The organism is Marivita hallyeonensis (genome assembly GCF_900129875.1).
GTDB classification, from domain to species: Bacteria; Pseudomonadota; Alphaproteobacteria; order Rhodobacterales; family Rhodobacteraceae; genus Marivita; species Marivita hallyeonensis.
On sequence record NZ_FQXC01000013.1, the window covers coordinates 1 to 26,287 of the forward strand.

25 protein-coding genes and 1 tRNA gene are annotated in these 26,287 nt (G+C 59.3%); 6 read left to right on the forward strand and 20 right to left on the reverse strand.

Annotated elements, in window-relative coordinates:
* The 4 genes from BUA42_RS21015 to rpsL form a co-directional block, all read right to left on the reverse strand.
* Window positions 1-95: GTP-binding protein (locus BUA42_RS21015; RefSeq protein WP_227446961.1), on the reverse strand; the 95-nt coding region annotated here is incomplete at its 3' end.
* A gap of 85 nt (window positions 96-180) precedes the next feature.
* Entirely contained in the window at window positions 181-2,298 is a 2,118-nt protein-coding gene (fusA, locus tag BUA42_RS20490) for an elongation factor G (RefSeq protein ID WP_072780217.1), read from the reverse strand.
* A 15-nt stretch (window positions 2,299-2,313) separates the two neighbouring features.
* Window positions 2,314-2,784 carry a 30S ribosomal protein S7 gene (gene rpsG, locus BUA42_RS20495; protein ID WP_072780218.1) on the reverse strand — a complete coding sequence of 157 codons (471 nt, stop codon included), beginning with the start codon at window positions 2,782-2,784 and terminating at the stop codon, window positions 2,314-2,316.
* Between the two features lie 12 nt (window positions 2,785-2,796).
* Window positions 2,797-3,168, reverse strand: coding sequence for a 30S ribosomal protein S12 (gene rpsL, locus BUA42_RS20500; protein ID WP_054000841.1), 372 nt, complete (start codon window positions 3,166-3,168; stop codon window positions 2,797-2,799).
* A gap of 370 nt (window positions 3,169-3,538) precedes the next feature.
* On the opposite strand from rpsL, the gene BUA42_RS20505 reads away from it, so the two are divergent.
* Window positions 3,539-4,378: a putative rhamnosyl transferase gene (locus BUA42_RS20505; protein ID WP_072780219.1), complete on the forward strand. Its 840-nt coding sequence runs from the start codon at window positions 3,539-3,541 to the stop codon at window positions 4,376-4,378.
* Here the strand turns inward: BUA42_RS20505 and BUA42_RS20510 are convergent.
* On the reverse strand, window positions 4,311-5,195 hold the full coding sequence (locus BUA42_RS20510) for a DMT family transporter (RefSeq protein ID WP_245819086.1): 885 nt from the start codon (window positions 5,193-5,195) through the stop codon (window positions 4,311-4,313). The two genes, BUA42_RS20505 and BUA42_RS20510, sit on opposite strands and share 68 nt — an antisense overlap.
* A 162-nt stretch (window positions 5,196-5,357) precedes the next feature.
* Here BUA42_RS20510 and BUA42_RS20515 point away from each other — a divergent pair, with 162 nt between their 5' ends.
* On the forward strand, window positions 5,358-6,734 hold the full coding sequence (locus BUA42_RS20515; protein ID WP_245819087.1) for an MATE family efflux transporter: 1,377 nt from the start codon (window positions 5,358-5,360) through the stop codon (window positions 6,732-6,734).
* 103 nt (window positions 6,735-6,837) lie between these two features.
* Here BUA42_RS20515 and BUA42_RS20520 read toward each other — a convergent pair whose 3' ends face one another.
* The 11 genes from BUA42_RS20520 to BUA42_RS21360 form a co-directional block, all read right to left on the reverse strand.
* Window positions 6,838-7,380, reverse strand: a complete 543-nt coding sequence (locus tag BUA42_RS20520; RefSeq protein ID WP_072780221.1) for a hypothetical protein — start codon at window positions 7,378-7,380, stop codon at window positions 6,838-6,840.
* 134 nt (window positions 7,381-7,514) lie between these two features.
* Window positions 7,515-11,753 carry a DNA-directed RNA polymerase subunit beta' gene (gene rpoC / locus BUA42_RS20525; protein ID WP_072780222.1) on the reverse strand — a complete coding sequence of 1,413 codons (4,239 nt, stop codon included), beginning with the start codon at window positions 11,751-11,753 and terminating at the stop codon, window positions 7,515-7,517.
* A gap of 73 nt (window positions 11,754-11,826) precedes the next feature.
* The gene (gene rpoB, locus BUA42_RS20530; protein ID WP_072780223.1) at window positions 11,827-15,963 is read right to left on the reverse strand and encodes a DNA-directed RNA polymerase subunit beta; all 4,137 of its coding nucleotides are present in this window, start codon (window positions 15,961-15,963) and stop codon (window positions 11,827-11,829) included.
* Between the two features lie 276 nt (window positions 15,964-16,239).
* Window positions 16,240-16,623 carry a 50S ribosomal protein L7/L12 gene (gene rplL / locus BUA42_RS20535; RefSeq protein ID WP_050532634.1) on the reverse strand — a complete coding sequence of 128 codons (384 nt, stop codon included), beginning with the start codon at window positions 16,621-16,623 and terminating at the stop codon, window positions 16,240-16,242.
* A gap of 66 nt (window positions 16,624-16,689) precedes the next feature.
* Window positions 16,690-17,202 (reverse strand): 50S ribosomal protein L10, encoded by a 513-nt coding sequence (rplJ, locus tag BUA42_RS20540; protein ID WP_072780224.1) that lies wholly within the window; start codon window positions 17,200-17,202, stop codon window positions 16,690-16,692.
* A gap of 405 nt (window positions 17,203-17,607) precedes the next feature.
* Window positions 17,608-18,621 (reverse strand): CREC-EF hand family protein, encoded by a 1,014-nt coding sequence (locus BUA42_RS20545; protein ID WP_218588658.1) that lies wholly within the window; start codon window positions 18,619-18,621, stop codon window positions 17,608-17,610.
* A 109-nt stretch (window positions 18,622-18,730) separates the two neighbouring features.
* On the reverse strand, window positions 18,731-19,429 hold the full coding sequence (gene rplA / locus BUA42_RS20550) for a 50S ribosomal protein L1 (protein ID WP_072780226.1): 699 nt from the start codon (window positions 19,427-19,429) through the stop codon (window positions 18,731-18,733).
* 1 nt (window position 19,430) lies between these two features.
* Entirely contained in the window at window positions 19,431-19,880 is a 450-nt protein-coding gene (rplK, locus tag BUA42_RS20555; RefSeq protein ID WP_072780227.1) for a 50S ribosomal protein L11, read from the reverse strand.
* A gap of 129 nt (window positions 19,881-20,009) precedes the next feature.
* On the reverse strand, window positions 20,010-20,543 hold the full coding sequence (gene nusG, locus BUA42_RS20560; RefSeq protein WP_072780228.1) for a transcription termination/antitermination protein NusG: 534 nt from the start codon (window positions 20,541-20,543) through the stop codon (window positions 20,010-20,012).
* Between the two features lie 198 nt (window positions 20,544-20,741).
* Window positions 20,742-20,939: a preprotein translocase subunit SecE gene (gene secE, locus BUA42_RS20565; protein ID WP_072780229.1), complete on the reverse strand. Its 198-nt coding sequence runs from the start codon at window positions 20,937-20,939 to the stop codon at window positions 20,742-20,744.
* Window positions 20,940-20,999: 60 nt separating this feature from the next.
* The gene (locus BUA42_RS21360; protein ID WP_072780230.1) at window positions 21,000-21,248 is read right to left on the reverse strand and encodes a hypothetical protein; all 249 of its coding nucleotides are present in this window, start codon (window positions 21,246-21,248) and stop codon (window positions 21,000-21,002) included.
* Here BUA42_RS21360 and BUA42_RS20575 point away from each other — a divergent pair.
* Window positions 21,238-21,822, forward strand: coding sequence for a hypothetical protein (locus tag BUA42_RS20575; protein ID WP_072780231.1), 585 nt, complete (start codon window positions 21,238-21,240; stop codon window positions 21,820-21,822). The genes BUA42_RS21360 and BUA42_RS20575 overlap by 11 nt on opposite strands.
* A 105-nt stretch (window positions 21,823-21,927) precedes the next feature.
* On the opposite strand, the gene BUA42_RS20580 is transcribed toward BUA42_RS20575, so the two are convergent.
* A tRNA-Trp gene (locus tag BUA42_RS20580) sits at window positions 21,928-22,003 on the reverse strand.
* An 844-nt stretch (window positions 22,004-22,847) separates the two neighbouring features.
* Here BUA42_RS20580 and BUA42_RS20585 point away from each other — a divergent pair.
* Genes BUA42_RS20585 through BUA42_RS20595 form a run of 3 tightly spaced genes read left to right on the forward strand, consistent with a single transcriptional unit; the run spans window position 22,848 to window position 23,541 of the window.
* Complete coding sequence (locus BUA42_RS20585; protein WP_072780232.1) at window positions 22,848-23,054, forward strand: hypothetical protein; 207 nt, start codon at window positions 22,848-22,850, stop codon at window positions 23,052-23,054.
* A 40-nt stretch (window positions 23,055-23,094) separates the two neighbouring features.
* Window positions 23,095-23,307, forward strand: a complete 213-nt coding sequence (locus tag BUA42_RS20590) for a hypothetical protein (RefSeq protein ID WP_072777878.1) — start codon at window positions 23,095-23,097, stop codon at window positions 23,305-23,307.
* 30 nt (window positions 23,308-23,337) lie between these two features.
* On the forward strand, window positions 23,338-23,541 hold the full coding sequence (locus tag BUA42_RS20595) for a hypothetical protein (protein ID WP_072780233.1): 204 nt from the start codon (window positions 23,338-23,340) through the stop codon (window positions 23,539-23,541).
* A gap of 140 nt (window positions 23,542-23,681) precedes the next feature.
* Here the strand turns inward: BUA42_RS20595 and BUA42_RS20600 are convergent, their stop codons facing one another.
* From BUA42_RS20600 to BUA42_RS20610, 3 genes are all read right to left on the reverse strand, one after another.
* The gene (locus BUA42_RS20600) at window positions 23,682-24,917 is read right to left on the reverse strand and encodes a CoA transferase (protein ID WP_072780234.1); all 1,236 of its coding nucleotides are present in this window, start codon (window positions 24,915-24,917) and stop codon (window positions 23,682-23,684) included.
* A complete protein-coding gene (locus BUA42_RS20605; RefSeq protein ID WP_072780235.1) occupies window positions 24,914-25,759 on the reverse strand; it encodes an HTD2 family dehydratase in 846 nt (281 codons plus the stop codon). Before BUA42_RS20605 ends, BUA42_RS20600 begins: the two co-directional genes overlap by 4 nt.
* Before the next feature lie 387 nt (window positions 25,760-26,146).
* Window positions 26,147-26,287 (reverse strand): EF-Tu C-terminal domain-related protein (locus BUA42_RS20610; protein ID WP_483869262.1); only part of this gene is annotated, 141 nt, incomplete at its 5' end.

The window sequence follows — 26,287 nt, forward strand, 5'->3', positions numbered from 1 at the left end:
ATCGCCGCCGTCAGCGTCGTCTTGCCGTGGTCAACGTGACCAATCGTGCCAATGTTGCAGTGCGGCTTGCCGCGCTCAAACTTTTCCTTTGCCATTGTATGGCCTCCTTGTCTTTTCGGGCGCCGGGCTAGAGCCCGGCCTACAGGTTATGGGTAGGCCGGGCATTTGCCCGGCATCCCGTTATGCGTATTTCGACTGAATCTCTTCCGAGATGTTCTGCGGCACCGGATCGTAATGATCGAACTGCATCGTGAACTGCGCGCGGCCCGAAGACATGGAGCGCAGCGTGTTGATGTAGCCGAACATGTTGGCAAGCGGAACCATCGCGTTGATCGCAACGGCGTTGCCGCGCGGTTCTTGTCCTGTCACCTGGCCCCGACGCGATGTCAGGTCACCGATGATGCCACCGGTATAGTCTTCCGGTGTCACGACTTCGACCTTCATGATCGGTTCGAGAAGCTTTGCACCGGCTTTCTTCATACCTTCGCGCATGCCCATCCGAGCCGCGATTTCGAAGGCGAGAACGCTGGAGTCCACGTCGTGGAACTTACCGTCGATCAGCGCCACCTTGAAGTCGATCACCGGGAAGCCCGCCAGAGGACCGGAGTCCATGACCGACTTGATGCCCTTTTCGACACCGGGGATGTATTCCTTCGGAACGGCACCACCGACGATGCGGCTCTCGAACGAATACCCTTCGCCCGGCTCGGTCGGCGAAATGATCAACTTCACTTCGGCGAACTGACCCGAACCACCCGACTGCTTCTTGTGGGTGTAGGTGTGTTCGACTTCGTGACCGATCGTTTCACGATAGGCCACCTGCGGCGCACCGATGTTCGCTTCGACCTTGAACTCACGCTTCAGACGATCGACGAGAATGTCGAGGTGCAGTTCGCCCATGCCCTTCATGATGGTCTGGCCGCTTTCGAGGTCAGTTTCCACGCGGAAGGACGGGTCCTCTGCCGCCAGACGTGCCAGACCCTGAGACATCTTCTCCTGGTCGCCTTTGGTCTTCGGCTCAACCGCGATCTCGATCACCGGGTCGGGGAACGTCATCGTTTCAAGCACGACCGGATCGTTCTGCGCACAGAGCGTGTCACCGGTGGTGGTGTCCTTGAGACCCGCCAGCGCTATGATGTCGCCCGCGAACGCTTCTTCGATTTCTTCACGGTTGTTGGAGTGCATCATCATCATACGACCGATGCGCTCTTTCTTGCCCTTGGTGGAGTTCAGGATGCTGTCGCCCTTGTTCATCACACCCGAGTAGATGCGTGTGAAGGTCAACGAGCCCACGAACGGGTCGTTCATGATCTTGAACGCCAGACCGGCGAACGGCATGTTGTCGTCCGCACGACGTGCGATGTTCCGCTCTTCGTTTTCGTCGCCCGGCTTGAAGCCCATGTAGTCGACCACGTCGAGCGGGCTCGGCAGGTAGTCGATCACGGCGTTAAGCAGCGGCTGAACACCCTTGTTCTTGAACGCGGAGCCACCCAGAACCGGTACGAAATGCAGCGCCAGCGTGCCCTTGCGCAGCAAAGCGCGCAATGTCGGGATGTCGGGCTCGTTGCCTTCGAGGTATTCCATCATCGCGTCGTCGTCTTCTTCGACGGCCGCTTCGATCATCTTGCCGCGCCACTCTTCAGCCATGTCCTTGAGGCTGTCGCGGATCGGGGCTTTGACCCAGCTTGCGCCGAGATCTTCACCCTGCCACAGCCACTCTTCCATGGTCACGAGGTCGATCAGACCTTCAAGCTCGTTCTCCGCGCCGATCGGGATACCGACTGGCACGGCACGCGCGCCGGTGCGATCTTCGATCATGTTGACGCAGTTGAAGAAGTCTGCGCCGATCTTGTCCATCTTGTTGACGAAGACGATACGCGGAACCTTGTAGCGATCAGCCTGACGCCACACCGTTTCGGTCTGCGGCTCAACACCTGCGTTGGCGTCGAGAACGCACACCGCACCGTCGAGAACCGCCAGAGAGCGCTCGACTTCGATGGTGAAGTCCACGTGGCCGGGCGTGTCGATGATGTTCAGGCGGTGCTTCGGTGTGTCGGCGGTTTCGCCGTCCTCGGTACGCTCCCAGAAGGTGGTTGTCGCAGCGGACGTGATCGTGATGCCACGTTCCTGCTCCTGCTCCATCCAGTCCATGGTGGCGGCACCATCGTGCACTTCGCCGATGTTGTGCGACTTGCCGGTGTAATACAGGATGCGCTCGGAGCAGGTGGTTTTGCCTGCATCGATATGCGCCATGATCCCGAAGTTCCGGTAGCGGTCGAGGGGATAATCGCGTGCCATTGTGTTTGGCTCCTATTACCAGCGGTAATGGCTGAACGCTTTGTTCGCGTCGGCCATCTTGTGAGTGTCTTCCCGCTTTTTGACAGCGGAGCCGCGCGAGTTCACAGCGTCCAGAAGTTCACCGGCAAGGCGCTCTTCCATCGTGTTCTCGTTGCGCGACCGGCTCGCGTTGATAAGCCAGCGGATCGCCAGCGCTTCGCGACGCTCGGGGCGGACTTCGACGGGCACCTGGTAGGTCGCACCACCAACCCGGCGGGAGCGAACCTCGACCGACGGCTTGATGTTGTCCAACGCCTCGTGGAAGATTTCCACCGGCGCGCGCTTCACCTTGTTTTCAACGCGATCCAGGGCGTTGTAGACGATGCGCTCCGCGACCGACTTCTTGCCGTCGATCATCAGGTTGTTCATGAACTTGGTCAGAACCCGGTCGCCATACTTGGCGTCGGGCAGGACTTCGCGTTTTTCTGCGGCGTGACGACGAGACATCTGTTTTTCCTCTTACTTCGGACGCTTCGCGCCATACTTCGAACGGCGCTGCTTCCGGTCCTTGACGCCCTGGGTATCCAGAACACCACGCAGGATGTGATAGCGCACACCGGGAAGGTCTTTCACACGACCACCACGGATCAGAACAACCGAGTGTTCCTGCAGGTTGTGGCTTTCACCCGGGATGTAGGAGATGACTTCGTAGCCATTGGTCAGGCGGACCTTGGCCACTTTCCGCATCGCCGAGTTCGGCTTCTTCGGTGTGGTTGTGTAGACGCGCGTGCATACGCCCCGCTTCTGCGGGCACTGCTCAAGGTGCTGCGACTTCGAGCGCTTGATTTTCGGCTGCCGCGGCTTGCGGATCAGCTGTTGGATCGTTGGCATTCCGGTTCTTTCCCCGTGTAGCTCACATATGTGGTGCACGGGGTGACCCGTGCGGGTTACGTAAAAGCCCCGCGCGTCCGCGAGACCCTGTTCAAAAGCGCCGGATCGTACAAAAACGACGCAAAATACCGCATCCGCTTCCGTCTTTTGGAAGCGATACGGTGCATTTCCAGAGGATCGGGGCCTGCGCCCGGATCTTGACCGCTCCAGTCCTGTAAATCGGCAGATGGGGCATTAACCCCGCCGAATTAGGCGCGCGTATATGCAGAGTCGGACCCCGTGTCAACAGCGCCCCGGCGCTTGTGTGCCTTGCCCTGTCACTGCATGATCGAATTCGAAGACGTGACGTGGCAGACAGGGCCGGTGTTCCATGCAAACCATCATATTGTGTCGGTTTTCCTACCCGGCAGAGGGCGGGTTTCAGGTTGATCACGACACGGTGTCGGACCGCCGGACCTACCTTTATGATCCAGACCGCATGGCGCTCCGCTTTGCCCTGTTCGAACACTTTTGCCTACCGGGGCTCAAGGCACAAACCGACCCGGATTTCAGTTTCGTCATTTTGACCGGCACCTGCCTCCCCGACATCTACCGCCAGCGATTGGATGCCCTGCTCAGCGATATGCCGCAAGCCCGTGTCGTGGCCAAAGAGCCGGGTCCACATCGGCAAGTCTGCCAGTCAGTTCTGAACGCCGCCCGCAAGCATATCAACAAACCATGCCTGCAGGTCCGGCACGATGACGACGACGCGTTGGCTGTCGATTTCGTCGCCCGTCTCAAGAAAGCCGCGGCTGACTGCGCGCCGCTTTTGCAGGACAATAGGCTTGTCGGCTTCGACTGGAACCGGGGCTACACGCTGCGCGCGTCCGACGTCGCGCGGTTCGAGATTGCCGAGACGGTGACGCCTTATCTGGGCGTGGCACAGGCCGTTGCGGTTCAAGGGGGTATCAAGCAAAGCCTGATGAATTTTGCCCACAGCCGCATCAATCGCTTCATGCCAACGGTCACATTCACCGATCAACCGATGTTCCTGAGAGCACAGCATACGGGCAATGACTCGCGCCAACACGGCAAACTTGCCACGCCCGAATTCTTCGCCCCGACGCTGGATCACGTCGAAACGCTGAACCGCCGCTTCGCGCTTACGGCTGACGCGGTGCAAGCGGCTTTCGCACCCGTCGCTTCAACCGCGCCTCGCGCAACAGGCTGAACACGCCCGTGGCAACGATGATCGCCGCGCCGATCAATGTCAGCGGCTCGGGCCACTCTCCGAAAATCACGAAGCCCAGAATGAGCGCCCAGACAAGACCGGTGTAGCGGAACGGGGCCACGAAACTCACCTCACCGACGCGCATGACCATCACGCTGCACAAGTAAGCGCCGATGATGAAAGTGGTCGCCAGCAATACGAGGCCTGTCAGCCGCGGCGTGAGTGCGACCCAGTCTTGCCCGAACGACCATCCTGCAGCGAAGACGGTCACCATGATCGAAGACACCAGCGTAACGGTGAGCGACGGGGCCGCCGCCGAGATGCGACGGGTCACCAAGTCCCGGACGGTGACGGCCAGAACGGCGCACAATGCGTAGACCGATGCGGCTGTGAAACCCTCTGTTCCCGGACGGACGATCAAAAGCATCCCGCAAAACCCGATGGCGATCGCGGTCCAGCGCCGCCAGCCCACGGCTTCGCGAAAGACGATTGCGCCGCCCAAGGTCACCGTCAGCGGCAACATCTGCAACAGCGCCGTCACGTTCGCCAATGGCATCGCCAACAACGCAGTGAGGAAAAAGTACGCCGCAGCCGCTTCGCTGATCCCGCGAAGGGCAATCAACAGCCAATCCCGGCGCGGCAGCGCCAGCCTCAGCCCTTTGAAGTACCACGCCATCGCAAACAGTGCCGCAGACGCAAGAACCCCACGGATCACCAGCAGCTGCGATAGGGGCAAGTCACCACCGGTCGCCTTGATCGCCGCGTCACCAAAGGTGAAGGCAGCCATCGCCAGGCACATCAGCAGTGCGCCGCGCATGTTGTCGGAAAGTCGAGACATAGCCGCGATCTACAGCAGGCACGACCGACCCTCCACGCCAAAAGCGACACCGGTATTTTTCTTTCGAACCACGACGTTCCCGTGTATCGCGGATGGATCGGCCTCGCGACGTTGCAGTGTCGATCAGGAAAAGGACGGCCTGTGGCAGTTAAAGCAAACGACGATCTGACCACCGGGTCGATGCTCTCCCACTACATCAACCTCGCCATTCCGGCAGCGCTCGGCATGCTGTTCTCGACGCTCTACAACGTTGTCGACGTCTTCTACGCCGGCCAATTGTCGACCGAAGCGCAGGCGGGTCTGTCCATCGGCTTTCAGGCGTTTTTCATCCTGATGTCCATCGGTTTCGGCCTTGGATCGGGGCTCAGCGCGCTGGTCAGCAACGCCAAGGGTGAAAAGAACACCCGCGTGGCGCGGGAACTGGCGGCGCAGGGCCTCAGCTTTGGAGTGATCGCCACCGGCATTCTGATGGTCATTGGCTATATCGGCGGCCCGTACCTCATCGCGCTTGTATCGGAACCCGGCGGATACCGGGACGCGGCGCTTAGCTACTTCCGGTTTCTCATCCTCGCATTGCCCGGCTTCCTATTGGCCTATGGCGGCAATGGCATCCTTCAGGCCCATGGTGACACGCGGTCGATGCAGCGTGCGCTAATGGTGGCCTTCTTCGCCAATATCGGGCTGAACCCGCTTTTCATGTTCGGCATTCCCGGTACTTGGGGGGGCCTCGGCCTAGACGGGATCGCGGTTGCCACCATCGTCAGTCAGACCGGTGTGATGCTGTTCCTGATGACCCGCATTTTCAATCTCGACCTGATGGATCGTGTCAAACGCAGCGAATTCATCCCCGACCGCCACTGCTTCAAGGCCATTGCCGAACAGATGGCGCCAGCCAGCACCGCGTTGATCGTGATGTTCGTATCCGGTTTCGTCGTCCAATTCGCGCTCAAGGGGTTCGGCGAACATGCCATTGCGGCCTACGGCGTCGCGTTGCGGATCGAACAGATCCTGCTCCTCCCGGTCCTCGGCATGACAGGGGCGCTTCTGCCGATTGCCGGGCAGAATTACGGTGCCAAGGACTACGACCGCGTGCGCGACGCGGTGTTCTTTTGCTGGAAGATCGGCTTCGCCATCTCGATCATCGCCATGCCGCTTTTGTGGTTCGGAGGCCAGTATTTCATGCGCCCCTTCACCGACGACCCCGACGTGATCCGAGTTGGAGCGAGTTATCTGCTGGTCGACGGCTTCCTGTTCCCGATCTACATGATGCTCTTCTCGATCAACTCGCTTCTGCAAGCCCTGAAAAAGCCGATCTACACGCTCTGGATCAGCATCTACCGGCAGGGCTTCGGCGTCGCTTTCTTCATCTGGGTGTTCATCGCCGTTCTGGATTTCGAAGTCTGGGGCGTCTGGCTCGGCATCGCTGTGGCCGTGTCGAGCGGCTGGGTAATCGCCCTGATCGTCGCCGCGCGCGTCTCAGAGCAGCAAATGGGCGGCCTGCGTCCTCAAACGGCCTGACGAGGCGCAACCAGAGGATAAAGCGACACTTCGCTCTCAATGTCTGCAATGCGGACGAAGCGGACGTTCAAAAATTCTGCTTTCGGCGCGAGACGAGGCAAGCTCAGAACGTCATTTGGAAGATTTCCTCTAAATCCTCGACGTAGGCTTTCAGCAGTGCATCGCTTTTCCACGACTTCATGATTTTAGAGAACGGCTTTTGTCGCGGCGACCAAGCTTCAAAGACATGTGTTGGCACCTCTTTTTGATATTGGCTTGAATGCTTCTTTAAAAAATCTGCGAGGCGCCCAAAGTACCTTTCTTCAGTCAGTTCGCGATTGAACTTCTTCCAAGCGGGGTCCAAGGGCACCCGAAGGGCTAGAAATGCACCGCCTTTATCATGGACATAGCCTTCATACTGCTCCTCTTGTTCGGGCGATACGTCTTCTTCAATGCATTTCAGTAGATAGTCAAAAAGCAACACCGGAACATCGGTGCTTTCAGGAACCTTGGGAACGACCTCGTCGCGGGGTTCTCCAGTGAAGACCTCGAAAGCCACTCCCTGCTCGAAAATGTTGGAACTTTGCAAACACTCTAGTGCAAGCCGCCAGTCGACGACTTTGCTTTCCATTTGAGAAGCTAGCGATTGGCCACGCTGCGTAATCATGATCTATCAGCGCTTAATCCAAATTCTGTGTCAATGCGATTGGTAGGTATGGGCTCGAAGCTGCAGTTGACACCCTCAAATACGAAAACCCCCGCTGACCAGCGGGGGTTTTCATTTTTGATTTATTGCGAGACTTACTCGCGGCTTTCCGGCGTGTCGACGATGATGTTGTCGAACTCGTCGCCACCGACCACGTCGTCCGGAGCCGCCAGTGCGGCTGCGGCTTCGGCCTCTTCGCGGCGCGCTTCGATCACCACGTTGTCGCGCTCCTGCGCGATGCGGCGGACCTTCTGGGTCGCGCCACCGGTGCCTGCCGGGATCAGACGACCCACGATCACGTTCTCTTTCAGGCCAACAAGCTTGTCCTTCTTGCCCTGAACCGATGCCTCTGTCAGCACGCGCGTGGTCTCCTGGAACGACGCGGCCGAGATGAAGCTGCGCGTTTGCAAGGACGCCTTGGTGATGCCCAAGAGGATCGGTTCGCCCTGTGCAGGACGGCCACCCTTCTTTTCGGCTTTCTCGTTGGCAAGGTCGAACTCGGCCTTGTCCACGTGTTCACCCTTCAGAAGCGTGGTGTCCCCGCTGTCGAGGATTTCCCACTTCTGCAGCATCTGGCGCACGATCACTTCGACATGCTTGTCGTTGATCTTCACACCCTGCAGGCGATAGACGTCCTGAACTTCGTCGATCATGTAGTTGGCCAATGCCTCGACACCCATGATGGACAGGATGTCATGCGGCGCTGGATTGCCGTCCATGATGTAATCGCCCTTCTGGACGAAATCACCTTCGACCACCGGGATATGCTTGCCCTTCGGCACCATGTATTCCACGGGCTCAAGGCTGTCATCCGCAGGCTCGATCGAGATGCGACGCTTGTTCTTGTAGTCCTTGCCGAACCGGACATAGCCGTCGATTTCCGCAATGATGGCGTGATCCTTGGGGCGACGTGCCTCAAAGAGTTCGGCCACACGCGGCAGACCACCGGTGATGTCCTTGGTCTTGGCGCCTTCCCGCGGGATACGTGCGACGACGTCACCAGCCTTCACATCCTGACCGTCCTCGACCGACAGAATTGCGTCGACCGACATCGGGTAGGTGATCGGGTTGCCGGCCTCGTTGCGCAGCGGTTCGCCATCTTCATCCATGAGGATGATTTCCGGCTTGAGCTCATTGCCCTTGGGCGCGGCCCGCCAGTCGATAACGATCTTCTGGGTCATGCCCGTCGCATCATCGGTCTCGTCACGAACGGCCACACCTGCGGTGAGGTCGACATGCTTGGCGATACCATCCTTCTCGGCGATGATTGGCAGCGTATAGGGGTCCCACTCGAAGAGCTTGTCGCCACGGGCAATGCTGTCACCCTCTTTGACAAAGAGCTTCGTGCCGTAGCCCAGCTTGTGGCTGGCCCGCTCGACGCCGTGCTCATCCATGATCCGCAACTTCATGTTGCGGCCCATGACGAGTGTTTCACCAGCCGAGTTTTCCAGTGTGGAGGCGTTGTCGAATTCGACCTTTCCCTCCTGGCTGGCTTCCTGGAACGACTGCTGACCACCTTGCGCCACGCCGCCGATGTGGAAGGTCCGCATCGTCAGCTGTGTGCCCGGTTCACCGATGGACTGCGCCGCGATAATGCCCACGGCTTCGCCCGTGTTCACCATCGTACCGCGTGCAAGGTCACGACCGTAGCACATCGCGCAGACGCCCTCTTCCGCCTCACAGGTCAGCGGCGACCGGATACGCATCGAGGCAACGCCCGCTTCTTCGATCGCATCCGACATGCGTTCGTCGATCAGCTGACCCGCACGAAGAAGAACTTCGTCCGTACCCGGCTTCAGAACGTCATCCGCAGAAACACGGCCCAGGATCCGCTCGGCAAGCGACGCAACAACCTCACCGTCGTTCACGGCCGCTTCAGCCGTGATCGCACGCTCGGTGCCACAATCATGCATGCGCACGATGCAGTCCTGCGCCACGTCCACCAGACGACGGGTCAGATAACCCGAGTTCGCCGTCTTCAGAGCGGTGTCCGAAAGACCCTTCCGGGCGCCGTGAGTCGAGTTGAAGTATTCAAGAACGGTCAGACCTTCCTTGAAGTTCGAGATGATCGGCGTCTCGATGATGTCGCCATTCGGCTTCGCCATCAGGCCGCGCATCCCGCCCAGCTGCTTCATCTGCGTAACCGAGCCACGGGCACCGGAGTGCGCCATCATGTAGACCGAGTTTGGCTCGGCAACAGCGCCGTTTTCGTCCCTCTGCTCGGCCGAGATGGTGGACATCATGGCCTCGGTGACCTTGTCGTTACACTTCGACCAGGCATCGACCACCTTGTTGTACTTTTCGCCCTGAGTGATCAGACCGTCCATGTACTGCTGCTCGAAATCCTTCACCTGCTCGCGGGTTTCCTCCACGATCGGCCATTTGGTTTCGGGAATGACCATGTCGTCCTTGCCAAAGGAAATGCCCGCACGGAACGCTTCCTTGAAGCCCATGGACATGATCTGGTCACAGAAGATGACCGACTCCTTCTGGCCGCAATAGCGGTAGACGGTGTCGATGACTTTCTGCACGTCTTTCTTCCGCAGAAGCGTGTTCACGAGATCAAACGGCGCCTTCGCATTCAGAGGCAGAAGCGCACCAAGGCGTACACGACCCGGTGTGGTCTCGTAACGCTTGGTGATTTCATTGCCCTCATCATCGATCTGCTTGACCCGGCATTCGATTTTGGCGTGCAGATGCACTTCGCCCGCGTTGAGCGCGTGTTCCACTTCCTCGACCGACCCGAAGATCATGCCTTCACCCTTCATGCCTTCGCGCATGATGGAGGTGTAGTAGAGGCCGAGGATCATGTCCTGCGACGGCACGATGATCGGCGCGCCGTTGGCCGGCGACAGAACGTTGTTCGTCGACATCATCAGCACGCGGGCTTCCAACTGCGCTTCCAACGAGAGCGGCACGTGGACCGCCATCTGGTCACCGTCGAAGTCAGCGTTAAAGGCCGAACAAACGAGCGGGTGCAGCTGGATTGCTTTACCTTCGATGAGCACCGGCTCGAACGCCTGGATGCCCAAACGGTGCAGCGTCGGCGCACGGTTCAGAAGAACCGGGTGCTCACGAATGACCTCATCGAGGATATCCCACACTTCGGGACGTTCCTTTTCGACCAGCTTCTTCGCCTGCTTGACGGTGGACGACAGACCCTTCGCCTCAAGCCGCGAATAGATGAACGGCTTGAACAGTTCGAGCGCCATCTTTTTCGGCAAACCGCACTGGTGCAGCTTGAGTTCCGGACCCGTCACAATCACCGAACGGCCCGAGAAGTCGACGCGCTTACCCAAAAGGTTCTGACGGAAGCGACCCTGCTTGCCTTTCAGCATGTCAGACAGAGACTTCAGCGGACGCTTGTTGGCACCCGTGATCACACGACCACGACGGCCGTTGTCGAACAGGGCGTCAACGGATTCCTGCAACATCCGCTTTTCGTTACGGACGATGATGTCAGGCGCGCGCAGTTCGATCAGACGCTTGAGGCGGTTGTTGCGGTTGATCACGCGACGGTAAAGGTCGTTGAGGTCAGACGTCGCAAAGCGACCGCCATCCAGCGGCACCAGCGGACGCAATTCTGGCGGGATCACGGGGATTACGGTCAGGACCATCCACTCGGGCCGGTTGCCTGATTCAAGGAAAGACTCAACCACCTTGAGGCGCTTGATGATCTTCTTGGGCTTCAACTCGCCTGTCGCTTCCTTGAGGTCCGCGCGCAGCTGCTCGGCCTCGGCTTCAAGGTCGATATTGGCGAGCATCTCGCGGATCGCTTCGGCACCGATATTGGCGGTGAATGCGTCCATGCCATAGACGTCTTGCGCGTCCATGAACTCTTCTTCGGTCATCAACTGGCCGTAAGTCAGGTCGGTCAGACCCGGCTCGATCACGACGTAGTTTTCAAAGTAGAGGATGCGTTCCAGATCGCGCAGCGTCATGTCCAGCATCAGGCCGATGCGCGACGGCAGCGACTTGAGGAACCAGATATGGGCGCAGGGCGCCGCCAGTTCGATATGGCCCATCCGCTCACGACGGACCTTCTGCAGCGTGACTTCCACACCGCATTTTTCGCAGACAACGCCGCGATACTTCATGCGCTTGTACTTGCCGCAAAGGCATTCGTAATCCTTGATCGGGCCAAAGATACGCGCACAGAAAAGACCGTCACGCTCGGGTTTGAACGTCCGGTAGTTGATGGTTTCAGGCTTCTTGATCTCGCCGAAAGACCACGACAGAATACGCTCTGGCGAGGCGAGAGAGACCTTGATTTCGTCGAACACCTTGGGCGGCGCGACGGGGTTGAACGGGTTGTTTGTGAGTTCCTGGTTCATTTTCAAATCCTTGAATTGGGGGGAGGTGTAGGTCGGACAAAACTGTCCAACCTACCGGATGAGCCTTTGGCGGTTACTCATCCTCCTCCGCATCCAGGAGTTCCATGTTCAGGCCGAGGCCGCGGACTTCCTTCACGAGAACGTTGAAGCTCTCCGGCACACCGGCCTCGAAGTTGTCCTCACCCTTGACGATGCTTTCATAGACCTTGGTCCGGCCCGCCACGTCGTCCGACTTGACGGTGAGCATTTCCTGAAGCGTGTAGGCCGCGCCGTACGCTTCCAACGCCCAGACTTCCATCTCACCGAAGCGCTGACCACCAAACTGCGCCTTACCACCCAGCGGCTGCTGGGTCACAAGCGAGTACGGCCCGGTCGAGCGCGCGTGGATCTTGTCGTCGACCAGGTGGTGCAGCTTGAGCAGGTACTTCACACCCACGGTCACAGGGCGTGCGAACTGCTCACCCGAACGACCGTCGAACAGAATCGACTGACCCGAGGTGTCAAACCCAGCCCGCACCAACGCATCGTTGACGTCCGCTTCCTTGGCACCGTCAAAGACCGGTGTCGCGATCGGCACACCGTGCGTGACGTTGCTGGCCGCTTCGACAAGCTGATCCTCGTCCATGTCCTTGAGGCCTTCCTCGTAGACATCGTCGCCATAGGCGATCCGCATCGCTTCGCGCACCGGAGTCAAGTCGCCGGAGCGACGGTAGTCCTGCAGCGCCTCGTCGATCTTCACACCCAGACCACGTGCGGCCCAGCCCATGTGGGTTTCAAGGATCTGACCGACGTTCATACGCGACGGCACGCCCAGCGGGTTCAGACAGAAATCGACCGGGGTCCCATCCGCGAGGAACGGCATGTCCTCCATCGGCACCACTTTCGAGATCACACCCTTGTTGCCGTGACGACCGGCCATCTTATCGCCCGGCTGCAGCTTTCGCTTCACCGCGACGAACACCTTGACCATCTTCATCACGCCCGGGGGCAGATCGTCACCGCGACGGACCTTTTCGACCTTGTCTTCAAAACGGGCATCCAGCGCACGCTTCTGCGCCTCATACTGCTCGTTCAGGGCTTCCATGATCTTGGCATCGTCTTCGTCTTCCAACGCCAGCTGCCACCACTGACCACGGGTCAGTGACTCGAGCAGTTCCTCGGTGATCTGGCTGTTGGACTTGATACCTTTCGGGCCTTTGACAGCCACCTTGCCAAGGATCAGGTCCTTCAGACGCGCGTAGATGTTGCGGTCGAGGATCGCCAATTCGTCGTCCCGGTCACGAGCCAGACGTTCGACTTCCTCACGCTCGATCTGCAGCGCACGTTCGTCTTTCTCGACGCCGTGACGGTTGAAGACGCGGACTTCCACAACGGTACCGAAATCGCCCGGCTTGACCCGCAGCGACGTATCCCGCACGTCAGACGCTTTCTCACCAAAGATCGCACGGAGGAGTTTTTCTTCCGGCGTCATCGGGCTCTCGCCCTTCGGTGTGATCTTACCGACAAGAATGTCGCCCGGCTCCACATCCGCGCCGATGTAAACGATGCCCGCCTCGTCGAGGTTGCGCAGCGCTTCTTCGCCGACGTTCGGAATGTCACGTGTGATCTCTTCCGGACCAAGCTTCGTGTCCCGCGCCGCCACTTCGAATTCCTCGATGTGGACAGAGGTGAACACGTCGTCCCGCGCGATCCGCTCGGAAATCAGGATCGAGTCCTCGTAGTTGTACCCGTTCCACGGCATGAAAGCGACGATCACGTTCTTGCCGAGCGCCAGTTCCCCCATGTCAGTCGACGGACCATCGGCGATCACCTCACCCTTGGTCACGGTCTGACCCACCGTCACAAGCGGACGCTGGTTGATGCAGGTGTTCTGGTTCGACCGCTGGAACTTGCGCAGACGGTAGATGTCCACGCCCGCGTCACCCAGTTCGAGGTCTTCGGTCGCCCGCACAACGATACGTGTCGCGTCCACCTGGTCGATCACGCCTGCGCGCTTCGCCATGATGGCCGCGCCCGAGTCGCGTGCCACAACGCCTTCGATCCCCGTACCCACGAGCGGTGCTTCCGACCGCAATGTCGGAACCGCCTGACGCTGCATGTTCGACCCCATCAGGGCGCGGTTCGCGTCGTCGTTTTCGAGGAACGGAATGAGAGAGGCCGCAACAGAGACCAGCTGCTTCGGAGAAACGTCAATCAAATCAACGCTTTCGTTCGGCGCGAGCGTGTATTCACCCGACTGGCGGGTGTTGACGAACTCGTTCACGAACTTGCCGTTTTCGTCCAGCGTCGCGTTTGCCTGCGCCACGGTATGACGCTGTTCCTCGGTCGCGGACATGTACTGCACTTCATCCGTCACATGGCCGTTCTCGACCTTGCGATACGGTGTCTCGATGAAGCCATACTTGTTCACACGGGCAAAGGTCGCCAGCGAGTTGATGAGACCGATGTTCGGGCCTTCCGGCGTTTCAATCGGGCACATGCGACCGTAGTGGGTTGCGTGTACGTCGCGCACCTCAAAGCCCGCACGCTCACGTGTCAGACCACCCGGTCCAAGCGCCGAGAGACGCCGCTTGTGTGTCACTTCGGACAGCGGGTTGGTCTGGTCCATGAACTGCGACAGCTGCGAAGAGCCGAAGAATTCACGCACAGCCGCCGCCGCCGGTTTCGCGTTGATCAGGTCCTGCGGCATCACCGTGTCGATCTCGACCGAGGACATGCGTTCCTTGATCGCGCGCTCCATACGAAGCAGCCCGACGCGATACTGGTTTTCCATCAATTCGCCGACCGAGCGCACCCGGCGGTTGCCGAGGTGGTCGATATCGTCGATGTCGCCCTTGCCGTCACGCAATTCCACCAGCGCCTTCACACAGGCGACAATGTCCTCACGGTCGAGTGTGCGCTGGGTATCCGGCTTGTCCAAAGCAAGACGCATATTCATCTTCACACGACCCACAGCAGACAGGTCATAACGCTCGGAGTCGAAGAACAGTGTGTCGAACAGCGCCGACGCCGCCTCGACGGTGGGCGGCTCGCCCGGGCGCATGACGCGATAGATGTCCATGAGCGCGGTTTCGCGGTTCATGTTCTTGTCGTTCGCCATGGTGTTGCGCATGTACGGGCCGACGGTGACGTTATCGATGTCGAGTACCGGAATCTCGGTGATACCCGCATCCATCAGCTCTTTCAGGCTGCCACCCGTGACTGCACCGTCCTTGTCGACGGTCCAAGTCAATTCATCTCCGGCCTCGACATAGATCGCGCCGGTTTCTTCGTTGATGATGTCTTTGGCAACGAACTTGCCGACGATCTGCTCGAACGGCAGAAGAAGATCGGTGATCTTGCCCTCGTCGATGATCTTCTTGACCGCGCGCGGCGTGACCTTCTTGCCTGCTTCAGCGAAAACCTCACCGGTGGCCGCATCGACCAGATCAAACGCCGGTCGCGTGCCGCGCACCCGCTCGGGGAAGAACTTGGTCTCCCAGCCTTCGCCTTTACGCAGCGTGTAGGTCACGGTGTCGTAATAGGCATCCATAATGGATTCCTGATCCAGACCCAGCGCGTAAAGCAACGTTGTGACCGGCAGCTTGCGGCGGCGGTCGATACGCGCGAACACGAGGTCCTTCGCGTCGAACTCGAAATCGAGCCACGACCCGCGATAGGGAATGATCCGGCAGGCAAAGAGCAGCTTACCCGAGCTGTGCGTTTTGCCTTTGTCGTGATCGAAGAAGACGCCAGGGCTGCGGTGCATCTGAGACACGATCACGCGCTCCGTGCCGTTCACCACAAAGGTGCCATTCGGTGTCATTAGGGGCATATCGCCCATGAACACGTCCTGTTCCTTGATATCCTTGACCGACTTCGCGCCAGTGTCTTCGTCAATATCGAACACGATCAGACGCAGCTTCACCTTCAACGGTGCGCTGTAGGTCATGTCACGCTGCTGACATTCCTCGACGTCGTATTTCGGCTTCTCCAGCTCGTAGCTGACGAATTCCAGCACGCTGGTTTCATTGAAGTCCTTGATCGGAAAGACCGACTGGAACACGCCCTTGATGCCTTCGCCATCAAGCGGGTCGGGCTGGTCGCCGGATTTCAGGAAGAGGTCGTAAGAGGATTTCTGAACCTCGATGAGGTTCGGCATCTCCAGAACCTCACGAATTTTACCGTAGTATTTACGAAGACGTTTCTGGCCAATGAAGCTTTGCGCCATTGTCGATATCACCTTTTCTCAGCTGAGCGTCACGCCGTCGGGCCCCGGCGGTCTGCCCAATAGAGACGACAAAATCCGATCAATTCTCGGCGCGCATACCCACTGCACACCACCCGATCTTTGGATCCTGCCTAAGAAAAACCCCGGATTTGAAAGGGTCTTTCTAAGACGGGAGCGGCTGGGCACGGATTTCCCGTGCCCAGCCTTTCTTAAGATGCTCGCCGGTCCCTGTCCGAGACCTCTTCGCAAAGAGGGCCCGCGGGGACCGATGAGCGATTACTTGAGCTCGACCTCGGCGCCAGCTGCTTCCAGCTTGCCTTTGATCTCTTCGGCTTCGTCCTTGGAAACCTGCTCTTTGACAGCCTTGCCGCCTGCTTCGACCAGTTCCTTGGCTTCTTTCAGACCCAGGCCGGTGATGCCGCGGACTTCCTTGATCACGTTGATCTTGGATGCGCCCGCCGACTTCAGGATGACGTCGAATTCGGTCTGCTCTTCAGCAGCCGCGCCACCGGCGTCGCCGCCAGCCGGACCCGCCATCATCACTGCGCCGCCTGCTGCGGGCTCGATGCCGTACTCGTCCTTCAGGATTGTTTTCAGTTCTTGTGCTTCGAGAAGCGTCAGACCAACGATCTCTTCTGCCAGTTTTTTCAGATCAGCCATTGTGACTTTCCTATCTAAATGTGTTCCAACGTCAGGGTTACAACCCCACGAGGTATTTCAGGTGCCTTACGCCGCTTTCTCTTCGATGGTCGAAAGGATCGAGGCGATGTTCGATGCAGGTGCGCCGATGGCGCCCGCGATGTTGGAGGCCGGTGCGCCAATCATGCCTGCGATGGTAGCAATAAGCTCCTCGCGCGACGGCATCTTGGACACGGCTTCAACACCAGCCCGGTCAAGTGCGGTCTCACCCATCGCACCGCCAAGGATTTCGAACTTCTTGTTCTCCTTGGCGAAGTCCTCGACCACCTTGGCAGCTGCCACGGGGTCTTCGGAATAGGTGAGGACCGTCATGCCCGACAGGAATTCAGCGATGCTTTCGCAGGGCTTTCCTTCAAGGGCGATCTTGGCCAGACGGTTCTTGGCGACACGAACGGAACTGCCGGCATCGCGTGCGCGACCCCGGAGATCCTGCATCTCGGCAACTGTGAGACCTTCGTAGTGGGCAACCACAACGACGCCAGAGCTTTCGAAGATCTGGCCGAGTTCCTCGACCACTTTCTCTTTTTGGGCTCTATCCACAGGTTTACTCCAGTTTGGGGGATGTCTCCCCCGGCTCAGTGGTACCGGATCGCTCCGGCGGTTTTGGTCCGCTTCTTTTGCGGCGCCAAACCCGCCCAGCGCTCAACGGGTGAGCCTTGGCATGTCGGTCTGCTACCGCCTCGGGCAGGAATTATTAAGGATTTGGCCTTAACCCACCGTCTCGGACGTAATGCAAAAAACCGCGAGACGAATCACGCGGTGGCTTGCAACGGTCGGGATAGTACGCACGCAACCGTTTGCCAACCCCTCTGGACAGCAAATCGGCACGGTTTCGGTCGTGCGCCGCCGAACGCTAGCACATTCCTCTTATTTCGCAAAATGGTTCCTTGTCAGGCATTTTAATGCTCCATGACTGACAAAAGGAATTTGTGGTTTCTTCCGCGGCTACTGCCGTCTCGCGTATCGCGACGGCATGCGATCTGCTTCGACAAGCGCATCGTAGGTTGGCCGAACGCGCCCCAGCGCATGCCCAATCCGCGCCGCAGCCAGATACCCCTCGGGCGACGTGCTTTCTACCGCGCGAAATTGCGTACAATCCGACTTCGGCACGGCAATGACTTTTTCAGACGGCACGCCCTCAACGGCTATGAACTCTCCGGCCACGATGAACACCTGTACACGCTTCGAATCCGCCTTGAACCGCCACACAACCGGCGTTTCCGAAAACACGACATAAGGAATCACATTGTCGTTCTGCGACACAATCTCGACTTCGGGTATACCGTCCACATTCTGCACCCCTTTGCCAACTGCAAAGACCCGCGGCACGTCCGGCGTGTAGTCGATCTTCGGCAGAACGCAGCTTTGCGGACCACGCACAGCCGCTGAAACGATCGCTGCAATCTCTTCGATCTCTTCGGGCGCCAAAGCACCGTCCTGGTCGACATCAAGCGCGAACAAGTCGTGGCATCCGTTGAGGTAACGCGCCTGTTCGCCAAGCATTTCTTGCGCATAAGCCTCGATTTCCGCGGTCGTAACCTCCCTGTCGTAATTGGCATCATAGTCGCGGCGCGCGATTTGAAGGTCGACCTCATCTGGAAGGGCCTCCGGCCCAAGGATTTGTCCGTCCCCATTCAGATCAAAAGATTTAAGCCGCCGTTCTGCTTCGGATTTGGTCATCTGGATGACGCGAGCCTCAAAGGCCTGACGCCATGCATCCGCACCTTCCCGCGTCAACGCTGGCGCATTACCGCGACAGGCCGCTAAATCGCGAAGCCGTTGCGCCTGCCACGACTCTGGTTGTTCAACCACCCATCCACGATCCTTGTTGGACATAAACGAAAGTAGCCTAACCGCTTCCTCGGCCTGCACGGTGGTGGCAGCCAACACAACCACAGTCGTCAACGCAATTCCGCACCACATGGCACTGCCCCTATTCATCTTTATGTGGTCCGCCATCGAACTACGGACAGATGTCGGCAGACGAATGGGCGAATTACGGAAAAACAGTGGCAGAAAAAAGGCGGGCCATCGCTGACCCGCCTTCCGAAATCTTCCGCGCTTGGCCTTACTGGCTGGCGGCGTCATCCACAGAGATCGACACGCCTGGACCCATGGTCGAGCTGAGGGCGATCTTCTTCATGTAGGTGCCTTTTGAGCCTGACGGCTTCGCCTTGGCGACGGCCTCGACAAACGCTTTCACGTTCTCGACCAGCTTTGCCTCGTCAAAGGAGGCCTTGCCGATGCCAGCATGCACAACGCCGGCCTTCTCGGCCTTGAACTGCACCTGACCACCTTTCGCCGCTTCGACCGCTTCCTTGACGTCCATGGTCACGGTGCCGATCTTCGGGTTCGGCATCAGGTTGCGCGGGCCCAGCACCTTGCCCAGACGACCAACGATCGGCATCATGTCCGGGGTCGCGATGCAGCGCTCGAACTCGATCTTGCCGGACTGCACGGTTTCCATCAGGTCCTCTGCACCAACGATATCGGCACCGGCTTCCTTCGCCTCATCGGCCTTCGGACCACGGGCGAACACGGCCACACGCACTGTCTTGCCCGTGCCGTTCGGCAGGTTGACCGTGCCGCGGACCATCTGATCTGCGTGGCGCGGGTCGACACCAAGGTTCATCGCGATCTCAACCGACTCGTCGAACTTCGCGTTTGCATTTCCCTTGACCAGAGCCACCGCCTCTTCGACCGTAACATTCTCTTTGCCTGCAAAGGCTTCACGAGCAGCGCGGGTGCGTTTTCCAAGCTTTGCCATCTTACTTCACCTCGATGCCCATGGACCGGGCGGAGCCCAGGATGATCTGCATTGCGCCTTCAACGTCGGTTGCGTTGAGGTCCTTCATCTTCGCTTCCGCGATCTCACGCACCTGCGCGACAGTCACGGACGCCACGGTCTCGCGACCGGGGTTCTCCGCACCGCGCGGACGGTTGCGCTTGCCCACGGGCTTCAGACCGGCGGCCTTCTTCAGATAATAAGACGCGGGCGGCGTCTTGATGTTCATCGTGAAGGACTTGTCCTGGTAATAGGTGATCTCGGTCGGGCACGGTGCACCCTGTTCCATGTCCTGCGTCTTGGCGTTGAACGCCTTGCAGAATTCCATGATGTTGATGCCGCGCTGACCCAGCGCAGGGCCCACGGGGGGGCTTGGGTTGGCTTGACCTGCAGGGATCTGCAGCTTCATCTTGCCAGCAAGTTTCTTGGCCATCTGGCCTCTCCTTTTCCAACGACCTCGGGGCGCGCCCTTCGGTCACTCATGTTGTGTGGTGCGGTCCGGGCATCGCGATGCCCTCGCCTCCCACTCCTCGTTCGGCGGGATAAACCGCCTCCACTCAGGTCACGACTGCTTCGTCACCTGCGTGTATTCCAACTCGACCGGGGTTTCCCGGCCAAAGATAACAACCGACACTTTCAGGCGCTGGTTGTCGTCGTCCACTTCCTCGATCATTCCGTCGAAATCCTCGAACGGACCGTCGTTGACCTTGACCTTCTCGCCCACCTCGAAATGGATGAGCTGACGCGGTGCATCTTCGCCTTCGGCCACACGACCCAGGATCGCCTGCACCTCGGCATCGCGCATCGGCATCGGTCGACCTTGCGGACCAAGAAATCCGGTGACGCGGTTGATTGAGTTGATCAGGTGATAGCCCTTGTCCGACATCTCCATCCGAACAAGCACGTATCCGGGCATGAACCGACGCTCTGCGGTCACCTTCTTGCCGCGCCGGATCTCGATGACCTCTTCGGTCGGGACCAGCACTTCCTCGATTTCGTCCTGCAGGCCCTGCTCTTCCACAGCCTGAAGGATCTGTTCAGCGATCTTCTTTTCGAAATTCGAAAGAACGCTGACCGAGTACCACCGCTTCGCCATCTGGTCCCAAACCCCTTGATTGTTCGGCCCTGCAACCGAAAGATTACCTGTCGCCGTCACCGCTTCGATGCCAGCCCCGGAATAAAAAAGCGGCGTGCAACTCGAATCGATGCACGCCTCATTCCGTCTTGATGCGTGGGTTACCGCCTTCGACTGCCTATTTCAAGAGCCGAGCGGCGGACCCGTTTCAATGCCGGTTTATCCGAACAGGTTCAGCAACCCCTGCAGCCCGCTGCGGATCAAAAGATCCACCAATGCGAAAAACACGGCCGTCAACGCCGCCATGATGAAGACCATCACCGTCGTCAGAAGCACTTCGCGCCGCGTCGGCCAGACGATCTTGGCCACTTCAGCACGAACCTGCTGAATGAACTGAAGGGGATTGGTCGTTGCCATGAGAAATGTCTCGGTTGCTGATTGCCGTTGCTGAGCATCTAGCGAAGCCACGGGAACAATTCAAGCAACCCCGCCGAGATGGCCGAAATCAGCCAAGTTATAAGGAACGCGCGATGTCGCAAAACGGGAAAAAGTTCCCTGCAGCTCTCTCACAATGATGTGTTCGAATTTTCTGATTTTTCGCGGAACGCAAGCGGCCTGATGCAGTTCATCTCCCAGAGCCGGCGGCAAGAGGTCGTCTGGCACTGAGAAGACCAAATTGATCCAAATAGGCTTTCGGGCCGGAAAGGTGAACACAATGAAACGCATGATGATTGCAACCGCACTCGTGACAACTCTTGGCACAGCTGCAATGGCCGCAACCGACGAACAGATCCAGCAGATCGAGCGCTTTGCACCGGGCATTGAAACATCCAATCTGACCGAAGCCGAACTCCAGACCGCCTACGGTATCGTGACCTCCGGCGACAGCCGCGGCGAAAAAATCGCCAAGCTGCGCGCACTGGAAACCGATGCAAACGCCGGTTCGTTTGAGATGCTGAGCGACGCAGAACTGATGCGCCTCGAGCAGTACGCGCCGGGCTTCGACTGGACAGACGTCACACCGGCACAAGCTCAGGCCGCACTGGCCATCACGTATGGTGGTGACAGCGAAGGCGTCAAATCCGAGCGCGTGCAGGCGATCCTGACGGACGAGAACTCCATGACCGAGATGAACGCGGACATCACTGCAGGTCAGCGCATGATGATCACCAACTACGCGCCGAATGTTGATGTCGATGCACTGTCGGAGTCGGACGTCCAGAGCATTCTTAGCGTGATTCACAGCGGCGCATCGCGCGGTGAGATCGCAGGCCAGATCGAAGCAATCGCTGGTAGCTAAGATACCAAATCTTTATCGAAAGGGTCGCCTTCTAGGCGGCCCTTTTTCGTTTTTTGCGCATACCATCCGCTGTGAAAGCGTCGCGTCATTCGAAAACGTGGAGAGTGGCAGGGGCACCAGGGCTCGAACCCGGGACCTACGGTTTTGGAGACCGTCGCTCTACCAACTGAGCTATACCCCTAACGCCGCTGAGACGCGTATTCCAAGCCTTATCCGAAATCAAGGCCCTCTACCAAGGGAATGAAAGAAAATCGTGGCGCCGTCGAAGTACGCAGCGATTGACGGTTATTCGTCTCAGTTTTGCACCGGGATCGGGTTGAGCGGTTCGTCCGGTGTATAGCGTTAGGTCAGGTTTCAATCTTGTACATTTACAGGCGTATTTCTTTTAGGTCTGACCGGATCAATTCGGAGACGCTTGGTGTAGACATTTGCATCCCCTATGCGCGTAGGCCGGACAGACATGTCCGACCCACCACCGTCCGTTGGCCAAACAGGTCCGCTGAGCAGTTCCATCGACAATGTCGGGCCGTAGCCGGGCCTCCGCCTGGGGGCGGGCGGCCGAATAATGCGCAACCATGGTCCTCTGCCGCAAGCGGGACCACACGCGTCCACCCCTCTCAACCCTGTCACATCGCTCACGCCGTCGGGCACGGCGGCTCGCGTCTGCGTGCGGTGGGTGAAACAATGCGCCCCGCGGCGGCAAACACGTTTTGTTGATATGTCGCAGGACACTTGACGCAGCGTGAGCCGCGTCACGCCGCGGTGTCAATTCCAACTGTCCGACACACCCCGCAACACCCTGCATTTCCTGACCCGCACCATGGCTGTGCACCCCCGCGCAGCCCCTGATCGCGACCCCCTTCCGTCAAGTCCACATTTGCGAGAGCCACTGTGCACGAGCTGTGAGTTCAAAGGCCCCGGTCCCGCCCCTAGCTTGGAGGGTGTCGGACAGACAGTTCGGCACGACATACACAACTCACCGCGTCACAGGACGCAGCACAGACACAACTGAAAGGACCAAACCCATGAAGACCCTCATCGCAACAACCGCTCTCGCCCTCACGGCCTTCGCCGCAACCGCAGCCGTCGACACGTCCGAAATCGGCACCTACGCACCGGGCGTCGATGTCTCGACCCTGACCGACGCAGAGGTCAACACCATCCTGTCGATCATCCATTCCGGCGACAGCGAAGGCGAAAAGCGCGCCACCATTCAGGCGCTCGTCAAGTAACCCCCTCCCCGATCACACATATCCCGAAAGGACCAACCCCATGAAAACCCTCATCGCCACAACCGCCCTCGCCCTGACCGCCCTGGCCGGTGCCGCATCCGCCTCCGTCGATACGACGGCCATCCAGAGCTACGCGCCGAATGCCGACATCAGCCAGCTGAGCCAGGCAGAGGTCAACACGCTGCTGTCCGTCATCCATTCCGGTGACAGCGAAAGCGAAAAGCGCGCCACCGTTCAGGCGCTTCTGCAGTAACCACACACTGACACGAAAGGACTTAAGAAAATGAAAACGCTCATCACAGCTTCCGCCCTCGTCCTCACCGCCTTTGCGGCCTCCGCATCGGTGACCGCCGAAATCGGCACCTACGCACCGGGCGTCGACGTCTCGACCCTGACCGACGCCGAGGTGAACACCATCCTGTCCGTCATCCACTCCGGTGACAGCGAAGGCGAAAAGCGCGCCCTCGTCCAGGCTCTCGTCAAGTGAGCCACCCCACGGGCCCAAACGCCCGTACACCAAATCCCGCGACGCCTCACACCACCTGAGACGTCGCGGACGATGAAAAGGCCGCCCAAAACAGGGCGGCCTTCAATGTATTCCGATAAACATCAGCCCGCGATCGTCAATCAGGCCGCGTCCCGCGCGTCTTCGCGCCCGGCTTGAGTCACCACACCCGTGTCAAACAACCGCGCGATCTCTGTGTCGTCGAGACGTGCCACATCCGACAGGATCTCTTCGGTATGCGCCCCGAGCGCGGGGGCCTGACCCGGCAGCTCCCGCGCAAAGTCGGAATATGTCACGGGCGACGATGGCACCGGATAGCGGCCGACGCCGGGGTGCAGCATCGAGGTAAACATCGGATTGTCTTCCGACAGGTCCGGATCTTCGCGCAACGCTTCCGACAGGCTGCGGAAGGGCGCCCAAGTCAGGCCACTCTCATCGAACACCTGCGCCACTTGTGCCAAGGTGCGCACGGCAAACCAAGGAGCGAGGATCGCGGTGATCTGATGCCGCAACCGCCAACGCGTGCCCTCATCGCTCAGATCGCTCGCTGTTGCAGAGGCCAGCAAATCCATCGCCTCGGCGCTGTCCGTCGCCTTGACGATGCCGCGCCATTGCCGTTCCGTCAGGCCGATGACCATCACGCGCTGGCCATCGCCACAGACGAAATCCTGCCCATAGGCGCCATACAAGGCGTTGCCTGCTCGTGGGCGCGACGTCCCGGTGAGCGTAGCCTCAGCGATCATTCCAAGATGCCCGATGGTCGCCGCCGCCGCGTCCTTGAGCGAGAACTCCACATCCTGCCCACGTCCGGTGCGCAGCCGGTGCCTCTCTGCCGCCAACAGCGCGGACACCACCATGTTACCCGCCGCAATGTCCCAGGCCGGCAACGCATGCGCGACCGGATCGCCACTTTCGGGCCCGGTCATATGCGGAATACCAAGCGACGGGTTCACGGTGTAATCCACCTGAGGCCGCCCGTGCCGGTCGCCGGTGAGCGTCACCGTGATCAGGTCTTCCCGCTCTTTCGACAGCGTTTCGTGATCCATCCAACCCCTGACCCGCAGGTTTGTGATAAACAATCCTGCATCGTCACCCGGCGCCGTGATGATCCGGGTAATCAACTCGCGCCCTTCGGGGCTTTTCATGTCGATGGCAATCGACTTCTTGCCCTTGTTCAGACCGGCCCAGAACAGGCTCTGCCCGTCAGGTGCCACCGGCCATCGCTTTGCGTCGAGCCCGCCGCCCAGACGATCGAACCGGATCACTTCGGCCCCCATCTGTGCCAGCGTCATTCCTGCCAGTGGAACCGCCACGAAAGCCGATCCCTCGACAACGCGCATACCTTTGAGAATGGTCATGCCGTGCCTCCGAAGATTGCCGTTGCCTGCATGCCCTGATGACCGTCCTGCCCCGAGAAAAGCGCCAGGGCGCCGTCGTCCTCGACCGCCGCCAGATCAAGGTCCGTTCCCGCGAACATCGGGTGCACACCGCGAAAGTGGAAATCCTCCGGCGTACGCCCGGCCTTCTCAACGGCCAGCTGCATCAGAAGCGTCGCCTGCAACGGCCCGTGCACGACGAGGCCGGGATAGTGTTCGATATCCTTGGCGTATGCTTTGTCATAATGGATGCGATGCGCGTTGAACGTCAGCGCGGAATAGCGAAACAAGAGCGTCTCGGGCATCGGCACCGTGTTGGTCGCATTCGGGGTTTCGGGCATCTGCCGCGGTTTCGGCGGTGTGTAGCTATCGGGGATGGGCAGGTAGACAATGTCCTGCCGTTCTTCGATCGCCAGACCTCGCTCGCCGTAGATGGCGTGGTCGACCGTGACGAACACCATCGGTCCGGACGCGCCGTCCTTCTCCGTGATGCCGCGCACTACAGAGCGGCGCTGAAGCGGTTCACCCACATGCAGAGGCGCGTGAAACCGCAACGCGCCACCGGCCCACATGCGGCGATCAAGCCGGATCGGAGGCAGGAAGGATCCAAGGCGTGGGTGGCCGTCCGGACCGAGTTCCTCCATCGGGGCGAGCGGGGGAAAGCCACACCAATGCCAAAGCGGTGGGAGCGGATCACCATTGATCGGCGCGGGTTCCTCGCGCGATCCAAGCGTTGCGTGCAGCTGTGCGGCGGTTTGTTGAGACACCAGACCCGCGTTGTTTTCCGTTCGCCCTTGCCAGGCAATCACGTTCAACTGATCCATAAGGCCCTCCCTGATAACTCGATCAAAGATGGCAATTTTTACAATAAAATCAAATAAAATTAGATACTTAAAGGAACACCACGGTATACTGAACCGGCACACAGCGGCATACCGAAAACGCGGTGCGCTTGCTTCTACAGGGTTTTTTGTCCTTTCTTTCGCGGCCGCAGCGTGATTGCTGCATATGCAGCCTGCGACATTCTGTTGGCACTTTTTTCGGGGGACAAACACCCGGAGGCGAAAAATGCGGGCTTCGCGATGGCAGGCTTACGCCCGACAGTCCGACCGCCGGAACGGCGAGATCGTCGGAAATGAGGACGACCTTCACCGAAAAGCAAAAGGGCCACCGCACTGGGTGGCCCTTTTCTCAGTCAGATGTCGACCGCGTTACGCGACGATTTTGGAGACGACGCCGGAGCCGACGGTGCGGCCACCTTCGCGGATGGCGAAGCGGAGGCCTTCTTCCATGGCGATCGGCGCGATCAGTTCGACGTCGAACTTCAGGTTGTCACCCGGCATCACCATCTC